Source organism: Methylocystis sp. SB2, assembly GCF_049817085.1.
Taxonomy (GTDB): Bacteria; Pseudomonadota; Alphaproteobacteria; order Rhizobiales; family Beijerinckiaceae; genus Methylocystis; species Methylocystis rosea.
The window spans coordinates 1,357,750-1,374,254 of sequence record NZ_CP187401.1 but is presented as its reverse complement, the minus strand read 5'-3'; the positions used below and the strand labels follow the sequence as shown (position 1 = coordinate 1,374,254).

General features: G+C 65.1%; 7 protein-coding genes. 3 read left to right on the top strand and 4 right to left on the bottom strand.

Annotated features, from left to right (window positions below; genetic code table 11):
• Positions 1 to 66 precede the first annotated feature (66 nt).
• Positions 67 to 5,919 (bottom strand): alpha-2-macroglobulin, encoded by a 5,853-nt coding sequence (locus tag ACPS74_RS06770; RefSeq protein WP_051381783.1) that lies wholly within the window; start codon positions 5,917 to 5,919, stop codon positions 67 to 69.
• Positions 5,916 to 11,081, bottom strand: coding sequence for a hypothetical protein (locus ACPS74_RS06765; protein WP_239753973.1), 5,166 nt, complete (start codon positions 11,079 to 11,081; stop codon positions 5,916 to 5,918). The genes ACPS74_RS06770 and ACPS74_RS06765 overlap by 4 nt, the downstream gene beginning before the upstream one ends.
• A 180-nt stretch (positions 11,082 to 11,261) precedes the next feature.
• Between ACPS74_RS06765 and ACPS74_RS06760 the strand changes: the two genes are divergently transcribed.
• Entirely contained in the window at positions 11,262 to 11,654 is a 393-nt protein-coding gene (locus tag ACPS74_RS06760) for an SH3 domain-containing protein (protein WP_051381858.1), read from the top strand.
• A gap of 1 nt (position 11,655) precedes the next feature.
• Here ACPS74_RS06760 and ACPS74_RS06755 read toward each other — a convergent pair whose 3' ends face one another.
• On the bottom strand, positions 11,656 to 13,908 hold the full coding sequence (locus tag ACPS74_RS06755) for a lytic transglycosylase domain-containing protein (protein ID WP_029652034.1): 2,253 nt from the start codon (positions 13,906 to 13,908) through the stop codon (positions 11,656 to 11,658).
• A gap of 218 nt (positions 13,909 to 14,126) precedes the next feature.
• Between ACPS74_RS06755 and dapA the strand changes: the two genes are divergently transcribed.
• Together dapA and smpB are read left to right on the top strand one after the other, a co-directional pair.
• A complete protein-coding gene (gene dapA / locus ACPS74_RS06750; RefSeq protein ID WP_029652035.1) occupies positions 14,127 to 15,020 on the top strand; it encodes a 4-hydroxy-tetrahydrodipicolinate synthase in 894 nt (297 codons plus the stop codon).
• 49 nt (positions 15,021 to 15,069) lie between these two features.
• Positions 15,070 to 15,546 carry an SsrA-binding protein SmpB gene (smpB, locus tag ACPS74_RS06745; protein WP_018409713.1) on the top strand — a complete coding sequence of 159 codons (477 nt, stop codon included), beginning with the start codon at positions 15,070 to 15,072 and terminating at the stop codon, positions 15,544 to 15,546.
• 71 nt (positions 15,547 to 15,617) lie between these two features.
• Here the strand turns inward: smpB and ACPS74_RS06740 are convergent, their stop codons facing one another.
• The gene (locus tag ACPS74_RS06740) at positions 15,618 to 16,229 is read right to left on the bottom strand and encodes an NYN domain-containing protein (protein WP_018409712.1); all 612 of its coding nucleotides are present in this window, start codon (positions 16,227 to 16,229) and stop codon (positions 15,618 to 15,620) included.
• Positions 16,230 to 16,505 lie beyond the last annotated feature (276 nt).

Here is a 16,505-nt window from a genome sequence, read left to right as displayed (position 1 = left end):
ATGCTTCGCATGACGCCTTCTCCCGCAAGCGGGAGAAGGCGCGCGTCGGCGCAGCGTCGCCAACAGTCATTGATTCTCAATCTCCACTTTCGCGCCCGCGCTGGTCGCTTGAAGGCCCTTCTTGTACATGGCCGCGACAAGCGCCGGCGGCTGCGTATAGGCGCCCGCCGTCTGCGCGCGCAGGCGAAAGGCGAAGCGGTAGGTGCCCTTCGGCAGCGAATCATAGGCGTAGAACACCCGGTCATCGCCAAAGGCGACCCAGGTCGGCGGCAGCGTCGGCGCAATTGAGGGTTGCGCTTCGGCAGGCGCCGTAGCGAGATTGGGATTGAGCGGCTCGAAGCCCGCCGCGAGCGGGATCGAAATCGCGATATGCGTGCGATCCTCGGGATTGACCACTTCGGCCGTCTCTTCGATGAGGTCGCCCTGCTTCACCTGCAAAACGCCGTCGCGAGCTTCGATCTTTTCCGGGGCCTTGCCGCTTTCGATGCGCCAGCCCTGCCGCGTGATCGTAAAGCCGTCGCTCGTCGCTTGAGCCTTCGCGCCCGGCTCCGCCGGCATGTAGCTTGTCTCGATCATCGCGACGAGCGGCGCGTTGGAGCCGTTGGCGATCTTCAGCGGCGCGTCGCTGCTGGAGACATGGCGCACGACCGGCGTATTGGCGTCGAGCGTCAGCACGCGATCCTGTCCGCCATCATTGAAGGTCACGCCGATCGCTGCGGTCGGCCGCCGCCACCCCTCGGCCAGCGCTTCGATCGCGGCGGCGTCGGCGTTCGTCGTTCCCCAGCCATCGCCTTCGCCAAGCAGCAGCAGCGCGTCGCGCAGCGCATTGGCGCGCGGATCGCCCGAGGCGGTGAGCGCCGCGGCGCGCACCATTTCAGCGAGGCTGCGAGTCTCGGAAGGCAGAATGATCGGCGAGGCGCTTTCAGCGGCCTGTCCCGCATAGACCTGAACGCCATTGCGGCTGGCGAATTTGACGCGGCTCCACATCGTGTCGATGAGCGCCGCGACCGCCCGCTGATCGACATTGGGCAGAAGCGCGGCGGCGGCGGCCATCTGCGCGACGCTGAGATTGGGCAGGAAATCGGCGCGCCGCGAAAATTCGGCGACATAGGAGTCGTCGAGCTTGCCGCCTTCAGCCAGCGCCGAAAGCGCCTCGACGCGCTCGCGCAATTCATCGCCCGACAGCAGTCGCGGATAATCGGAGCGTAGCGACAATTTCAGGATATTGGCGAGACGATCCAGAAGCGTCTTGTCGATCGGCTCTCCGGCGCGGTCAGCCCGCGCGAGGAAATCATAAGACCAGGCGGTCAGCGAGACATTGCCGCGCGCGCGCGGCCAGAAGGCGACGAGCCCGTCCGCGTCGATCGACTGATCGATGATTTGCGCCGTCGATTTCAAATTTGCGGAGACGCGATCCTCGAGCCCCGCCGCCGCGAGAATCGGCCCGAAGCTTTTCAGCGCCAGCCCGCCGCGCGCGAGCGACAGCCGTTGCTCGGTGCAGCCATAGGGATATTCGACAAGCGCGTTCAACCCGGCGACGAGCTTCACGATCGACGGATCGGCGGCGACGATCGTCTCGCGCGAGAAGCTGCCCGGCCGGGCCTGCTCGCCAGCGGGAGCAAGCGTCTTGGTTTCGCCGGGCGCGATCTCGACCAATTCGAAGCGGCGCGTCGCTTCGCGATCCTGCTTCACCGGCAGGGCGATTTCGACGGCATCTTTCGCGCGGTCGGCGTCGCGTTCGATGCGAAAGCCGAGCGTCGCATCGCCGGCGAGTTGCGCTGGCGCCGCCGCGCGCAGATCGATCCGCACGGGCTTATTCTGCGTCCATTCGATCTTGCGGCTGGTCTCGCCCGAGAGCGTCAGGGCCGGCGCCGTGATCGACGCCTTGCCGGCGCCGCCGGGTCCTTCGACGATGCGCGCGACGAGGCCGATATCGAAGGCGTCACCTGGCCGAATGAAGCGCGGCAGCGCCGGCTGCGCGACGAGCGCCTGACGGATCAGCATCTCGCCGCCCGCCGCGCCGAAACGATCCGGCCCGCTCACCGCCTTGGCGCGCAGCTTGAACACGGTCAGCGTATCGGGAAGCTGCACTTTGATTTTGGCGACGCCATCGGGGCCGATCTTCACGCTCGGCAGATAGATCGGCACAGGCGTGAAATTCTTGCGCACGGAAATATTGTTCTCGGCGCCCCATTCCTGCAGCTCGTCGCCGTCGCCGCCGGCGATCTCCTCGAGCGGAATGACGCCGAAGGCCATGTTGCGCGTGTCGCGCGCCGCCATTTTGGTTTCGCGCTCGACGATGAAGTCGGGCAGGGGATCGAGCGGGCGTTCCTTGGCGAGCGACAGCACCGCCTGATCGACCATCCAGAAGGTCGCTTCGCCGGAAAGCGGCTTGCCGGCGTCGTCGGAGAGCCGCAAGGCGACCTCGACCGCGTCGCCCGGGCGCGCCTTGGCCGGATGGTCGATCTTCACATTGACGATGTTCTTGACCGGCGTCACCTCGATCCATTTCGTCGCCGCGATGGTGACGGGCTTGCCTTGGTCGAAGGTCGCCGTCGGCTGCGGCGGCGCATCCTTCAGTCGTCCACGCATGATCAGAAAATGCACGGCGAGCTTCGGCGTCTGCTCCTTTTTCACCGGCAGCGTATAGCGCCCGAAACCATTGCTGATATCGACGAACTCATAGTCATAGACGCCGTTCGGCTGTTCGACGATGGCGAGCGCGCGCGCATTCTGGAACGGCGACTGGATGATGAGCGTCGCGGACTCGCCCGGCGCATATTTGTCCTTGTCGGTCGTGATCGTCGCGGATTCGGCGGGCGGCCGCGCGAAAGTGACGGGCGTATCGCCGCCGACAAAGAAGTCGACGCTCACCTGCTGCCGGCGCTTGAGCCTGTCATAGGCTTCGAGCTGCACGACATAGACGCCGGCGTCGCGCGTCGCCAATTCGACTTTCTGCGCCTCCTTGGCGCTCGTCACCTTGCGTTCGATCAGAACGTCGTCCTGCGTCTGCGTGACATATTTCGCCGCGCCCTGTGCGAAGTCGGACGCCTGCAGCGTTGAAATCCAGTTGCGCTTGATGAGCCGCAGCGTCATCTCCAGACCGACGACCGCCTCGCCCTTGCCGTCAATGGCGATGAGCTCCGGCGTCACCGCGCCAGGACGTTCCACATAGCGGGGCGTCTTCACGCCGAGCACGAAGGGCGGCAGCGCAATGACGTTCTGCACATTGCGCACTTCGATTCCGTCGTCGCCCGTCACCGTCGCTTCGATGGAGTAGCGGCGCGGCTGCGCGGTCGGCTCGATCGCGGTGTCGAAGGTCATGCGCGCGGCGCCGCCGGCGTCGGTGCGCTGATCGCGCTCCAGAACCGCCGTCGACTTGAACTTGCCCTCGCCGGAGAAGCGCGCGTCGGTCGAAAAGAGAAAGCCTTCGCGGCCGGGCGGCGTAAAGACATGCGGGAACTGCGCGGCGCGCCATTTGACGGGACGTTCCGCCGCAAGTCCGCCAGCGAAATAGCGGGCGAGGAGATCGACGTCGAAGGTCCCGTCGAGCGCAACGGTCTGCGGCGCGTTGAGCACGACCTCAAACGTCGGCAGACGATAGGCTTCTTTCTTGAAGGTGAACTGGCCGCAGGAAATGTCCTGAGCGGGCTCGGCCGCTTCGCTCTCGCCCTCAGCGGCTTCTTCCGTTTCGGTCTTCTGCGCTTCGGCCTTCTTCGACTTTTTCGGCGCATCCGGTTCAAACCGCGCCGAATAGTCGCCGGTCGCCTGGGTTTGCGCGTCGAATTTGTGATAGAAGCCGCCGGCGGAGTCGAGCTTCACCGGAATGCGCCATTCCTGATTGGCGGGACCTGTCACGACAAGCGTTCCGCCGGTCTTCGTCAGGCTCAGCGCCCCGCCGCGATAGCTGCGCACGAAGCCTTTGATGTGCGCGAATTCTTCCGGCCGATAGATCGGCCGCTCCGAGAAGAGATGGCAGAGCGTTCGCGGCTTTTCGGCGCGCGGCTGATCCGCCTCGCTTGTCCAGGCGAGCCATTCCGACTCCGGCTTTGACCATATTTCTCGCGAATATTCCGAAGGCGCGCTGTTGGGGTCGATGACGAGCGTGTCGAGGCCCTTGTTGGCCACGATGCGGCGCGCTTCGCCGGCGCCGCGCTTGTCGGGCGTCCACGAAAAGAAGCCGGAAGCGTCGGTCGTTCCGCTCGCGAGCGTAACGAATTTATCGTCCTTGATCCCTTCGACGCGGATTTGCGCGCCGCTTACGGGCTGCGTCGTCGACAGCGACGTGACGGCGAAACGCACCCGCGTCGGCTCTTCGATGGCCGAGAGCGAGAGATCGGTGATCTGCACGCGCAGCCAGCGGCGCTTGTCGTCATCGACCGCGCGCAGGCCGACGAGATAGGTCCCCGGCTGATCGCGGCCGCTGACTTTGGCGAAATCTTCCTTGAGATCGACGCCGAATTTGGCGTCCGGACCATTGCGGCGGATCGGCAGATCTACGAGCCGCGACACTGCGGGAGATCCAAGAAACTTGACGCGCTGCTTGATCGCGTCGGCCTCGATGTTGGCGGTCTCGCTCCAGGACTTCGGCTCGTTGCCGGGCAGGGGCGGCGCGTCGGAATCACTCGTTTCGACGCCATGCGCCGGGAAGGGGAAGAAGTCGCGCGACAGCGGATCGATCGCATGGATGCGGATGTCGGCGCGATCATAGCCGCGGCCGCGCAGCGGCAGAAGTTGCGGGCCTAAACGCTCGGCGACGCCATAGCCCGCGTCCCATTGCAGCGCCGGCGCGTCGCGCGTGAAGGCGAAGCGCTGCGAGAAGGCGCTCGCCAGCGCGCGTCCTTGCGAATCTTTCAGCGCGCCTTCGGCGATGGAGAGTTCGTAAATCTGGTCCGACAGGAATTTGGCGACCAGACGCAGCCGCCTGCCGTCGGTTTCGACGGCAAGATCGTCGACGGGCGGCGTGATCCGCAACGCCTCGCGCGCGCGCAGAATGTCGATCGTCTCGGGCGTCGCATTAAAGGAGAGCGTGAGCTGCCGTTTGCTCGCCGGCGCATAGGGGATGGCGGCGGCGTCGCCTTCCTCTTCGCTGCTCTCCGGCGTCGTGAGGTAGGATGCGCAGCGCAGCACGTTTTCGGCGCGGTCGTCGCTCCAGCCGTGGCCGCAGCTCGCCTCAGTCGCCGCGAAGGGCGGTGCGGTGCGCAGCCGCAATTCATAGGTCTGGTCGTCGAGTCCGGCTTCGTCGGAAAGCCGCAGCCGCAGGATCGCGACGCGGCCGTCGGCGATCCGTTCACGGAAGCGGATGACGTAGGTCTGTTCCTCGGCGCGCTCGCCCCGCTCCAGCGCGCGGATCTCATAGGCCGAAGCGCTGAGCATTTGTCCGCCTTGCGGCGACACGCCGGGCGCGGGACGAACTTCGATCGTGAGCAGCCGCGTCAGCGCGGCGACGTCGACCGGCTCAGCGAAGAGAAGAGCGATCTGCGTCAGTTCGAGTTGCGGATCGGCGCCCTCGGCGGGATTGGTGGAACGCGGCGTCGGCAGCAATGCGACGAGTTTCGTGTCCGCCGAACCGAGTTTCACGCTCACGCGCGACAGCGGCTTCCAGGCGTCGGCGGGACGAAACTGCAGCGCGCGCGGACCGAGCCAGCGCCATTCGCCGGCAGGCTGCGGGATCATCGTCACATATTTCTGCGGCGTGTCTTCCGCGCCGCCGGCCTTCGGCCCGGTGTCGCTAGGGAAGAAGACCGTCACCGGATCATAAGCGCGCAAAAATCGATCGGGCGCGACGCGCGCGCCATCGGCGCGTTGCGCGCGATCGAACACGGGCGGGACTTCGGCGCGCAGCGGCGTCGCCGCGGCAAGGAGCGCGCAGAGAGAGAGAAGCAGAATGTTTTTCATCGCCGCGCCTTTCGAAGTCATTGCGCCTTGCTTTTCTTCATGCCGGCTTTGTCGAGCAGTTCGGTAACGATCTCCGCCGGCGGCGCGTTCACAGGCGGCGACAAGCCGACGATCGCCGCACGGACCGTCGTCGCCTGCGCGTCGGCGGGCGTGCGCGCCTCGATAAAATACCGGCCGGGCGAAAGCGTCATGGTTTGCGCGACGCCTTCGCCGAGCGTCTTGCCTTGCGCATCCATGAGACGCGCGCTGACGCGATCGGGTTCCGCGCGCACGCCGAGTCCGACGTCGCGCGCCTCCTTCACCTCGAAGCTGAAGAGCGCGCTTGCGCCGGGCGAAACCGCCACCGCGTCATTCACGCCTTCATGCGCCTCGATGACGGGCTGCGTCGAAATATCGAGCATACCGGACAGCACGCCGTCATAGGGCGCGTAAATGTCGAGCGTCGATTCGCCCGGCGTCATGTAGCGATGAAGATCGACGCCATTGGCGAAGGCGAGCGTCTCCCGCCTGCCATTCTGCGTGAAACCGACGATCGCCGGCGCTCCGCCTGTCGCTCTCAACAGCACAGGTTTGTCGCCCTTGATCGAAAAGCGCATCGCCGCGCCCTCCAGCGCCACGCGCTGCGGCGGATTGAGCGCGCGCGCCGCCGGCGCCGGCCAGGGTGATGCGCCGGCGCGCTCGATCCAAAAGGCGACGAGGCCGGGGCCGTGCTCGATGATCGCTTCGCCGGCGCCGTCGAGCGCGATGTTGGCGCCGCGTGAAACACGGCCGCTGTTGGATATGACGGTCGCCTGCGCGCCGCTGAGGATCAGCCTGTCATTCATCTGCGCGTCGAGCGGCAGCGACATCTGGCCGGCCGAAGGGAAGAAGCGCGTGAATGCGCGCGTTGCGTTGAGTTGTCTGCTCTCACCCGGCTCGCGTGCGATGCGCGCCGGCAGCGGCGTTTGCGTCAGATTGACGAGAAGCACGCGCGATTTGACGCCATGTAGAAGGCGCGACGTGGCGGCGCCGTCGCTGAAGACGGCGCGCGGCTGCGCAAAGGCGGCGAGTCCGCCCGCAAGATCGAGCGCGAGCGGCCCAGCGGCTTCATCCATATCGATGGGCTGCGCGCTCATCGGCGGGATGATTCCAGCGAACAACGCGCCGCCTTTGATCGCTGGCCGCGTCTCGACGTCAATGGCGCCAAGCGCGACGCGCATCGGCGCGCTGCCTTCACCGTTCCAAAGCGCCAGCGGCGTGTCGCCGGCAAGCGCCAGCGCCGCGCCCTTCGCCACGCCGACGCCGCGTCCGCCATCAAGCGCCGGCTGCGCGAAGGCGGAGCGCGCGAGCCATAGCCGCAGCTTGCCGGCGGCTGGCGTGAGCGGAACGAGATGCGCACGCTCGCCTTCGCCGATGTCGAGCGAAATCTCTGCGCCCTTCCAGTCGAAAGCGGCGAGGTCGACCCGGGTGGCGCAGTCGCCGCGGCTCATCAGCCATAGTTCTTGCGCTTGCGGCGCGAGCGGTCCGGAGCGCGCCGCGCGCAACAATGTCCCCGCCATCGAGCCGGCGGCGATGTCGTCCCGCGTCGCCAGCGTTACGAGCGCCGCGTCGGGTGTCGCAACCTTGGCGACGCAGACTCCGGCGACGCCGTCGACCGGATCAAGGCGGACGTCGCCAAGTTGGCGCGCGCGCCGTTCGACCGCCCGGGCGGCCAGCGTGATCGGCGCGTCTTCGCCGCCGATCGCCCAGACCACCGCGCGCAGTTCGCCGTCGTTGGCCGCAGGCCATGCCGCGACGGGCGCGCGCCCGCGCTCGACGCCGATGGCGCGCCATTGGCCGTCGGCGTCGCGCCGTTCGATCGAGATGGCGACGTCGGCTTCCGAACGCGCCGCGATCAGCGCGAGACTCCCGGCGGGCGCCGGCGCGAGGGAAAGAACATGCGCGCCGACGCCGTTCAGCGTCTTCTCGCCCGAGAACGTCAACGCGCCGTCATTCTTCTCAATGGGCAGCGCCAGGCGAAGCTCGACGCCGCTGAGAGGCGCGTCCTCGCTTTGCGCAGCTTCTCCTTCATTGGAGACTTCTTCGGTTTCCTCGCGCGGCGCTTCTTCAGTCTCCACTGGGGCGCTTGGCTGTGCGCCGAGTCGTTCGAGTTCGAGCCGGTAATTTCCCGCTGGCAGGCGTCGCGACAGCGCGACATTCCAATCGTCGGCGCGCGGCTGCAGGCGCTCGATCACGTCGCCCCTACCGTCTTTCATCACGCCGATTGTTTCGATGTCTCCGAAGCTCGCAACGTCGACGACGCTGTCATTCGCCAGAGAAAAATCGACGTGCGTCGGCGGCTGAACCGCGCGCCGCGCATCTGGCTGCAATTCCTTCGAATCGAGTGAAATTTCGTAGTCGAGGCGATCGTCATGGGCGAGGCTTCGCGCCTCAACTCGATAGTCGCCCGAAGGCAGCTTCGATTTGAACGGCCTGCCCGCAGCAACCTTGCCGACGCTCTCCTTCTCGCCTTTGAATATTTCGCCAACCATGCCTTCGCCGATCGAAAGATCAATCTCCGCGTCGCCCGAGAGCACGAAGCGCCAGACGTCGGGCGCGCGCGGCGCATCGCGCGCCTGCGGCTCGCGCCATTGCAGTTTCTGCGTTTTGCCGAAGGGCAGGGGATGCGGGCCGTGGCCTTCGAGCGCCTTCGCGGCGACGATGGGCGTCATTCGCGCAACCATGCGCGCTTCGACGTCTCTCGGCATGACGACCAGCCGATAGGCGCCTTTCTCGAACCGCCGTGTGACTCGCTGCATTTCGCCCGGCGCTGCGAGCGGCCAGCCGTCGGCGTCCTCCAGTCTTGCGCGCCATTTCTGCTTCAGGCCGAGAAGCTCGATGCGATATTCGCCCTCTCGTGTGATCTCGATCGGCACGATCGCGCCCTTGCCGGAATCGAGCGTGGCGCGCGCGATTCCCGCATCGACGAGTTTCGCCGTCGGCGCGAGCGTCGCGGGTGATACGGCAAGCCCCAAATGGCCAGAGGACTCTTTCGCGGTGACGGCCGCGCGATAGCCGCCGGCGCGCAGAAACGTCGTCACCAGCGCGTTGTCGCCAGGCCCATTCGCTTCGCCTTCGCCAAGCCGCGGCGAGACATTCGCGCCGACGCGCAGCGCCGTCTTCATGCGCCCGAGCGTTTCGACTCGGTAGAGTCCGCCCTGCGGTACGTCGAAGCGCATGCGTTTCGTTTCGTCGCGGCCAAGATCAAAAAAAGCCGGCCGCGCGAGCGTGGCGGATAGCGTCGTTGGCGCAGGCTTGCCTGCTTCATCCACCTTTGCCGGCGTCGATTCGGGAACGAAGATGAGGCCCAGCGCGCGCGGTTTTTCGGAGGCCGCGATCTTTATTGTCGCCAGGCGCTGCTCATTCTCATCCTTGTGATCGATGAGGGTCAGCGCGACATCGGCGCTATGCCCATCGCGCGCAATCACCTTGCCGGTCTTGGGCAGCCGCGCCGGCAGCGCAATGTCTTTGCCTGCGTCCTGCCAGAGCGCCAATGGCGCCTTGTCGAGCTCAACGGGAAGCGCGACGACGCGCGGCCCGGTTAAGAGCTGCGGCGCGACATTCGTCAGGATGAGATAGGAGCTGTCCCTTTCGAGAGTCTGCGTCCCGAAGGAAATCGTGGAGCGTGAAGGCGCCGACGCAGGCGCAGATACTGAGAGCCCGGGCGGGCCGAGCGTCACGTCGATCACGCCGCCGGAATCGCCCTTCGGCTCGAGCTTGAGAAAATAATAGCCCGCCTGGAGATCGTAGCGCGAGGAGTCCTTGCCGCCAGCGCGGGGCGCCAGCGCGCCAAGCGCCGGTTCGATCGAAGCGTCGACCTTGACGCCTTTCGCATCGATCGCGACAAGTCCATCGCGCGTCGCCTCGAAGAGAATTGACGTCGGTCCGAAGAGATTGAATTTTCCGCGCCACGCTTTTCCGGCGCCGATGCGCGGCGCGTCCGAGGCGATCACCCGCGTCTTGCCGTCCTTCTCTGTGCGCGCGAAGAGCGCCGTCGCCGGCGCTTCGTCGCCGCCGTCGCCGGCAAGATCGACGCTGACGAGATGCGGTCCAGACGCTTCGAATGTTTCGCGGTCCGATTGGCGCAGCCCACGCAGCGTGAACGCCTGACCCTCGTAGCCGGAGACTTCAATATGCGCGTTTGTCTTGCCGTCGGACGCGAGCCGAAGGTTCGCGGAGGGCGTGCGGCTGTTCTTCGAGATTGTCGCAATCTCTTTGACTTCATTGCGCCGCGCTTCAAGCCGCGCAGGCGTCGTCTGCGCGAGGTCGAGACGAAAGGCGTCATAGCTTGCCGGCGCGTCGAAACGCTCGGCGCCGAAGGGGCCGATCACGCCCTCGGCGACGCCCGCCGCGAGCAGCGCCGGCTCTTCAAGGCGCAGCAGGAAGGGCTGCCCTGCGTCGCCTTGCGCCCAGACAAGCTTTTCGCCGCCATAGGCGGTGACGACATAGCGCCCCGGCTCCAGCGCGCCTTCAACACGCAGCCGATTCATCGCGCGGCCCGGCTTTGTTTCGACCGTCTCCTGCTCGAAGGCGAGATCGACGAGTTCGCCGTCGCTACGCCAGACGCGCAGGTCGCTGAGCGCCCGGCCGATCGCCTCAAGGCTCACGCGCCCCTCTGCGCCGACGTCGAAGGAATAGGAGCGTTGCTGCAGATCGCCGAGTTCACCGCTTTGGATGCGCCCTGGCGCGAGCGTCGGCTTCGACGGGCCGGCTTCGACGAACGCCTGCGCGGAGAGCGCGGCCTTGCCGCTCGCGCCTTTCACGCCGAAAACGCGTAGCTTATAGACGCCCTTATCGAGCAGCGCGTCGATGCGTCCGTCGCGCAGGCCGGGCGCGCCGCTTGAGTCAAGCGGGCCGGCGATCATGTCGACGAGTTCGATGCGCGCGCCGGAGGGACTCTTTGCGCGGATCGAATAGCGGCCTGGCGCAGGCACGGCGATGAGGCTCGCGCCGTCGCGGTCCGCCGCCAACTCGCTTGGCGTAAAGCTGATCGAGCTTGGTTTGGCTCTTGTCTCGGCGATTGCGTTCTGCGTGGCGCGCCACAACGGCTGCGCAAAATACGCCGCGAAGGCGGCGACAAGAGAAAACGCGATCCGCCGCATGAGCGCACCGTAAGCCAGCGGCGGACTTGCCGGAAAGGCCGCGCCGCCGCTGGGATCAAGCATAGGCCGCGCGCAGCGCCTGAGTCGAGAGCCACGCGCCTCTCGCTGCGCCGACGATTCGTCCATGCCGCTGTCCCATGCGCTTGTTTGACCGACGCCATTTGGAGCCGGCGGGAATATCTTTTAGGCTAGGCGCTGCGTCTGGGGATTGCGCGAGCGCACATCAAAACCAGGGAAGTCGGCATGCGTCGGTCGCTATTTGCCTTTGTTCTTTTCGGCGCGCTCTCCTGCGCTCAGCAGGCGGCGGCGATAAAGCTGACGCTCGCCTATCCGGCGGTGTTGCGCGCGGGTCCAGAGGAGAATTATGCGGCGATCACGACCGCGCCGGCGGGGACGGAAGTCAAAATCTTGCGCGACGATCCAAGCTGGACGCGCATCGCCATCGACAACAAGCGTTTTTTTGTCGCGACCCTAGAGCTTGTGTTCATGTCGTCTCGGGTCACCCAGACGTCCGGCTGCGATTTCGGCTATCCTTATTCGGGCAGCAATCAATATTTTGCCGAGCCGCTGACGGAGCTGCGCCACAGCTGGCCGCTGGGCGAACTCCTCGGTTCTCACAACCGCTTTCCTTGCTAGATCACAGGCTGTCGCCGGCGCGCGCCAGTTCGACTTGTGGCGACCGCGTTCCCGTATCCTCGAACTTCGCCCGATAGACGACGAAGTTCTCCATCACCCGCTGCACGTAATTGCGCGTTTCGGTGATCGGAATCCGCTCGACCCAGTCGATCGGATCGACATTGGGCTTGCGTGGGTCGCCATAGGCGTCGATCCATTGCTTCACCCGACCGCCGCCGGCGTTGTAGGCGGCGAAGGTGAGGAGATAGGCGCCCCGATATTCGCCCAGCAGAATGCCGAGATGCGCCGCGCCGAGCTGGGCGTTGAAGGGCGGGTCGCTCAGCATCCGCGACATGTCGAAGCTGACGCCGCGCATAAAGGCGGTGTGCCGCGCCGTCGAGGCGATCATCTGCATCAGGCCCATGGCGCCGGCGGAGGAGACGGCCTTGGGATCGAAGGCGCTTTCCTGGCGTGCGACGGCAAAGACGATCGAACGAGACGCGGAGCCAGGAAGCGCGTTGAAATCCGGAACGCCATAGGCGGGGAAGGCGACGTCGTCGAGCGCGATCCCCCGATAGGAGGCGGCCTTGCCGTAAATGAGCGAGAGTTTCGCGTCGCCCTGGCGCGCGATGACATCTCCGAGCGCCGCGACCTGCGCCTCGTCCTGCAAGTATTTTGCGCCGTCGAGCGCAAGCGGCGCCGCGACCTCCTTCTCGCCCACGGAGAACAGCAGCTCCGCGACGCGAACCGCTTCGGTTCGGCGGTCGCCGGAGGCCGCTGTCGGCGGCGGGCGAAGCGGGCGCTCATCGGCGCCGAGTCGGGAATTGGCGAGCTGCCCATAGAACGTCGTCGAATGCGCGGCCGCCTGCAGATAGAAATTGCGCGCTTTGGCGTCGTCCTCGGCGTGCGCGGCTTCCGCCGCGCGTCCCAGCCAATAGTACGCGCGAGACTTTTGCAGCGGAGTCTCGGCGACCTGCGCAAGCCGCGTGAAATGGCGCTCGGCTTTGATCGGTTCGTTCAAGAACCGCAGAGCGATCCAGCCGGCGTTGAATTCGGCGTCGACCTTGTTGCTGGTCTTGGCGGCGGCATGATCCGCGCAAAGCGTGTAAGCGGTCTGCGGATCTCCCTGGTCGAGAAGCTTGCGGGCGACGATGCGCCGCTCCTCCCACCAGGCGTCGCCGTCGACGACCTTCTCGATGTCGCGCGGCGCATTGCGCAGCAGCGCGCCGGCTTCAGCGAATTTCTTGTCGTTACGCAGCTTGTGCACGCGTCCGTAAAGCAGTCCGGGATCGTTCTGCACAGACGCCGGCAAAGAAGCCGCCAGCTTATCGACGCCGGAGATGCGCGCGCGGGCGAGTAGCGTGACGTCCTTGCCGGCGAGCTCGGCGCTGCGCAAGGCGAGCGTATTCTTTCCGGCGTAGAGCAGACGATCGGCGCGGAACTTGTGATCGGCCGGCGTCAGAAACTCGCCGAGCTCCTTATTGAAGATCGTATCGAACCCTTGTCCGATATCCTCATTGCGCCAGGCGTCGCGCGCCAGCGCCGCCGCCGATTCGAAATCTCCCTCGCGAGCGATCGCCCGCGCCAGGGCATATTTGCCAAAGCCGGTGAGCGGCTTGTTTTCCGCAAACCAGGCCAGCACGGTCTTGTCGGCGTGACGCTCGGCGACGAGCGCCTGCTCGCCGCGACGGCGCAACCAGTCGCCGGCGGGCCAATCCGGGTGAGCCGCAAGGAATTCGGCGATGCGCCTGAATCCGGCTTCGTGGGCATGAAGCCGAAGGCCGGTCCATCGCGCGGCGGCCTCCGCAAGCGGCGCATGGAGCCGCGACGCAGCGTCGTCGCCTTGCGCGAAATCTCCGGACCTGTAGGCGGCGACCGCCTGGGTGAAAACCTCGGCGTCGTCTCCCAACAGGGCGGCGGCGGGACGCGCCATCGCGTCGACGTTGAGCCGGTTCTGCGCGGGCGCATAGGCGACGACCGGCGGCAGCGCGCCTTCATCGGCGGCAAAAAGCGAATTTTCCAGAGGATGCGCCGCCTCGTCGTCGCCGCGTTTGCGGTCGACGAACTCGTGCACCGTCTCCTGCAAGGTGCCGACCCGCGAGCGCCAGGCGCCGAGACTGAAGGGGATCGAAGGCGTCCAGCGCGAGGCGGTTTTGCGCTTCGCCTCGCCGTCGCCAAGACGGTCAAGGCCGGTGAAAGCGGGCGCCGCGATCAGGAGGGCGGCGATGCCGACTGTCAGTTTGAACCGCGTCGCGACCCGTCGAGGCAACATCATCAGCGCGTTTCCCTACTGGTGTGAAAAAGCTGCGCTCATTTGGTTTACGAAGGGTCAACTTCGCGCGCCCGCTGTCTTCGACCTCTTGTCGTCTCCCATTATAGCGTAAGGCTTTATAGCGTGGGGCTTTCCTCGACGCAGCCCAACCGCTATGAAGGGCATTCAATCTTAGCGACGCGATTACGGCGGCTCTGAGGCGTAGGGAAAGCATTGATTCTATGAGTGGAAAGCCGATTTTTCATGGGTCGATGACGGCCCTGGTCACGCCGTTTTCCCATGGAGAGGTCGACTATGACGCACTGCGCGCGCTGATCGATTGGCAGATCGAAAATGGAACGCATGGCCTCGTGCCCGTCGGCACCACGGGGGAGAGCCCGACGCTGAGCCATGAAGAGCATGGGCGCGTCATCACCGAGACGATTCGCGCCGCGCGCGGGCGCGTGCCGATCGTCGCGGGCGCGGGCTCGAACAATACCCGCGAGGCGATCGCCATCGCCGGCCATGCCGAGCGCGCAGGCGCCGATGGGCTGCTCATCGTGACGCCCTATTACAATAAGCCCAATCAGGAAGGGCTTTATCTGCACTTCAAGGCGATCAACGACGCCGTCTCGATTCCCATCATCATCTACAATATCCCCCCGCGCTCGGTCATCGATATGAGCGTCGAGACGATGAAGCGCTGCGCCGAGTTGAGGAATGTCGTCGGCGTGAAGGACGCGACCGGCAACATCGGCCGCATCTCGTTGCAACGCGCGGCGATGGGGCCGGAATTCATCCAGCTTTCGGGCGACGATCTTACGGCGCTCGCCTGCATGGCGGCGGGCGCGCATGGGTGCATCTCGGTCGTCGCCAACATTGCGCCGCGGCTTTGCGCCGATCTGCAGAACGCCTGTCTTGCCGGCGACTACGCCAAGGCGCTGGAGATACAGGACAGGCTGACGCCGCTGCATGTCGCGACCTTTATTGAGGCCGGCGTCACGGGCGCGAAATATGGGCTGTCGCTTCTGGGCAAGGCTGAAGAAGAGGTGCGTCTTCCTCTGGTGCCCTGCATGCAACCCACTAAGGATCGCATACGCGCGGCGATGATCCACGCCGGCGTGCTCCCCGCCTAAGGCGCCAGATTCGCGTCTCTCCTTCATCGAGACGCTTTGAGGAAAATCAGTGGCCGCAAAGCCGGATCCGAATTTCAAGGTCGTCGCCGATAACCGCAAGGCGCGCTACAATTATGAAATCGGCGAAATTTTCGAAGCGGGGCTGGCGCTGACGGGCACTGAGGTGAAGTCGCTGCGCACGGGCAAGGCGACGATCGCCGAAAGCTACGCCCATGTCGATCGGCAAGGCGAGGCATGGCTGGTCAACGCCAACATTCCCGAATATCTCGCCGGCAATCGCTTCAACCATCCACCGAAGCGGCCGCGCAAACTGCTGCTCAAGTCGCGGGAGATCGCCAAGCTCTCGCAGGCTATCGAGCGCGAAGGCATGACGATCGTGCCCCTGAAGCTCTATTTCAACGCCAAGGGCAGGGCCAAGCTGCAAATCGCCCTCGGAAAGGGCAAGAAGCTGCACGATAAACGTGAAGTCGAAAAGAAGCGCGACTGGAGCCGCGAAAAAGGCCGGCTGTTGCGCGCGCGCGGCTGACCCGACCTAAAAAAATTCGGCGCCCCGATATCGAGACGCCGAACCTTTGGTGTTCCGTTCGGACCTTGGCGTCACTCGCCTTCTTCTTCTTCGGCGTGAGCCGCTTGCGGCGCGGGGCGAGGACGCTCCTGATACCGCTGCATGCGCTCGGCGCGCTCGCCCGGATCGCGGCCGATCTTGCCGACCAGATGGATAAGATCGATGAATTCGTCGGCCTGCCGACGCAATTCGTCGGCGATCATCGGCGGCTGGGTGGTGATCGTCGAAATGACCGAAACCCGCACGCCGCGCCGCTGCACGGCCTCGACCAGCGACCGGAAGTCGCCGTCGCCGGAGAACAGAACCATGTGGTCGATATGCCCGGCCATTTCCATGGCGTCGACCGCGAGCTCAATGTCCATATTGCCTTTAACTTTGCGGCGGCCTAGCGAATCGACGAACTCCTTGGTCGGCTTGGTCACGACCGCATAGCCGTTGTAATCCAGCCAATCGATCAGAGGACGGATCGACGAATACTCTTGATCCTCGATCAAAGCGGTGTAGTAGAACGCGCGGATCAGGCGGCCCTTGCCCTGGAATTCGCGGAGCAAGCGCTTATAATCAATATCGAATCCAAGCGATTTCGCGGTCGCGTATAAGTTCGCGCCATCAATGAATAACGCAGTTCGTTCGATATCTGCCATTTTAGTCTCGCGGTCGGGTTAAGGTGTTAACGCGGGCGGCGCCGGCTAACGCCGTCAACCCGCAGTTCGGCGTTTCGCTCAATTTCTACGTCCGGCGCCTAAATTAACAAATCGCGACTGCGCCGTTCTCGCTGCATTCGCCGGCTAATTACAGCCATCTTTGAAAAGCGCCGCACGCATCTCTAGCAAATACATCGCCTCTCCATGTCACAGCGTCAAGAGGAACTGCGTTTTTTTACGGGGCCATGATTGGGCATTTTCTAGAAAAAATCCGCT

What these genes read in the sequence shown, in the direction of transcription:
- ACPS74_RS06760 (WP_051381858.1), top strand. Translation starts at nt 11,262, where the DNA reads ATGCGTCGGTCGCTATTTGCCTTTGTTCTTTTCGGCGCGCTCTCCTGC.
- ACPS74_RS06755 (WP_029652034.1), bottom strand. Translation starts at nt 13,908, where the DNA reads ATGATGTTGCCTCGACGGGTCGCGACGCGGTTCAAACTGACAGTCGGC.
- ACPS74_RS06765 (WP_239753973.1), bottom strand. Translation starts at nt 11,081, where the DNA reads ATGCTTGATCCCAGCGGCGGCGCGGCCTTTCCGGCAAGTCCGCCGCTG.
- dapA (WP_029652035.1), top strand. Translation starts at nt 14,127, where the DNA reads ATGAGTGGAAAGCCGATTTTTCATGGGTCGATGACGGCCCTGGTCACG.
- ACPS74_RS06770 (WP_051381783.1), bottom strand. Translation starts at nt 5,919, where the DNA reads ATGACTTCGAAAGGCGCGGCGATGAAAAACATTCTGCTTCTCTCTCTC.
- ACPS74_RS06740 (WP_018409712.1), bottom strand. Translation starts at nt 16,229, where the DNA reads ATGGCAGATATCGAACGAACTGCGTTATTCATTGATGGCGCGAACTTA.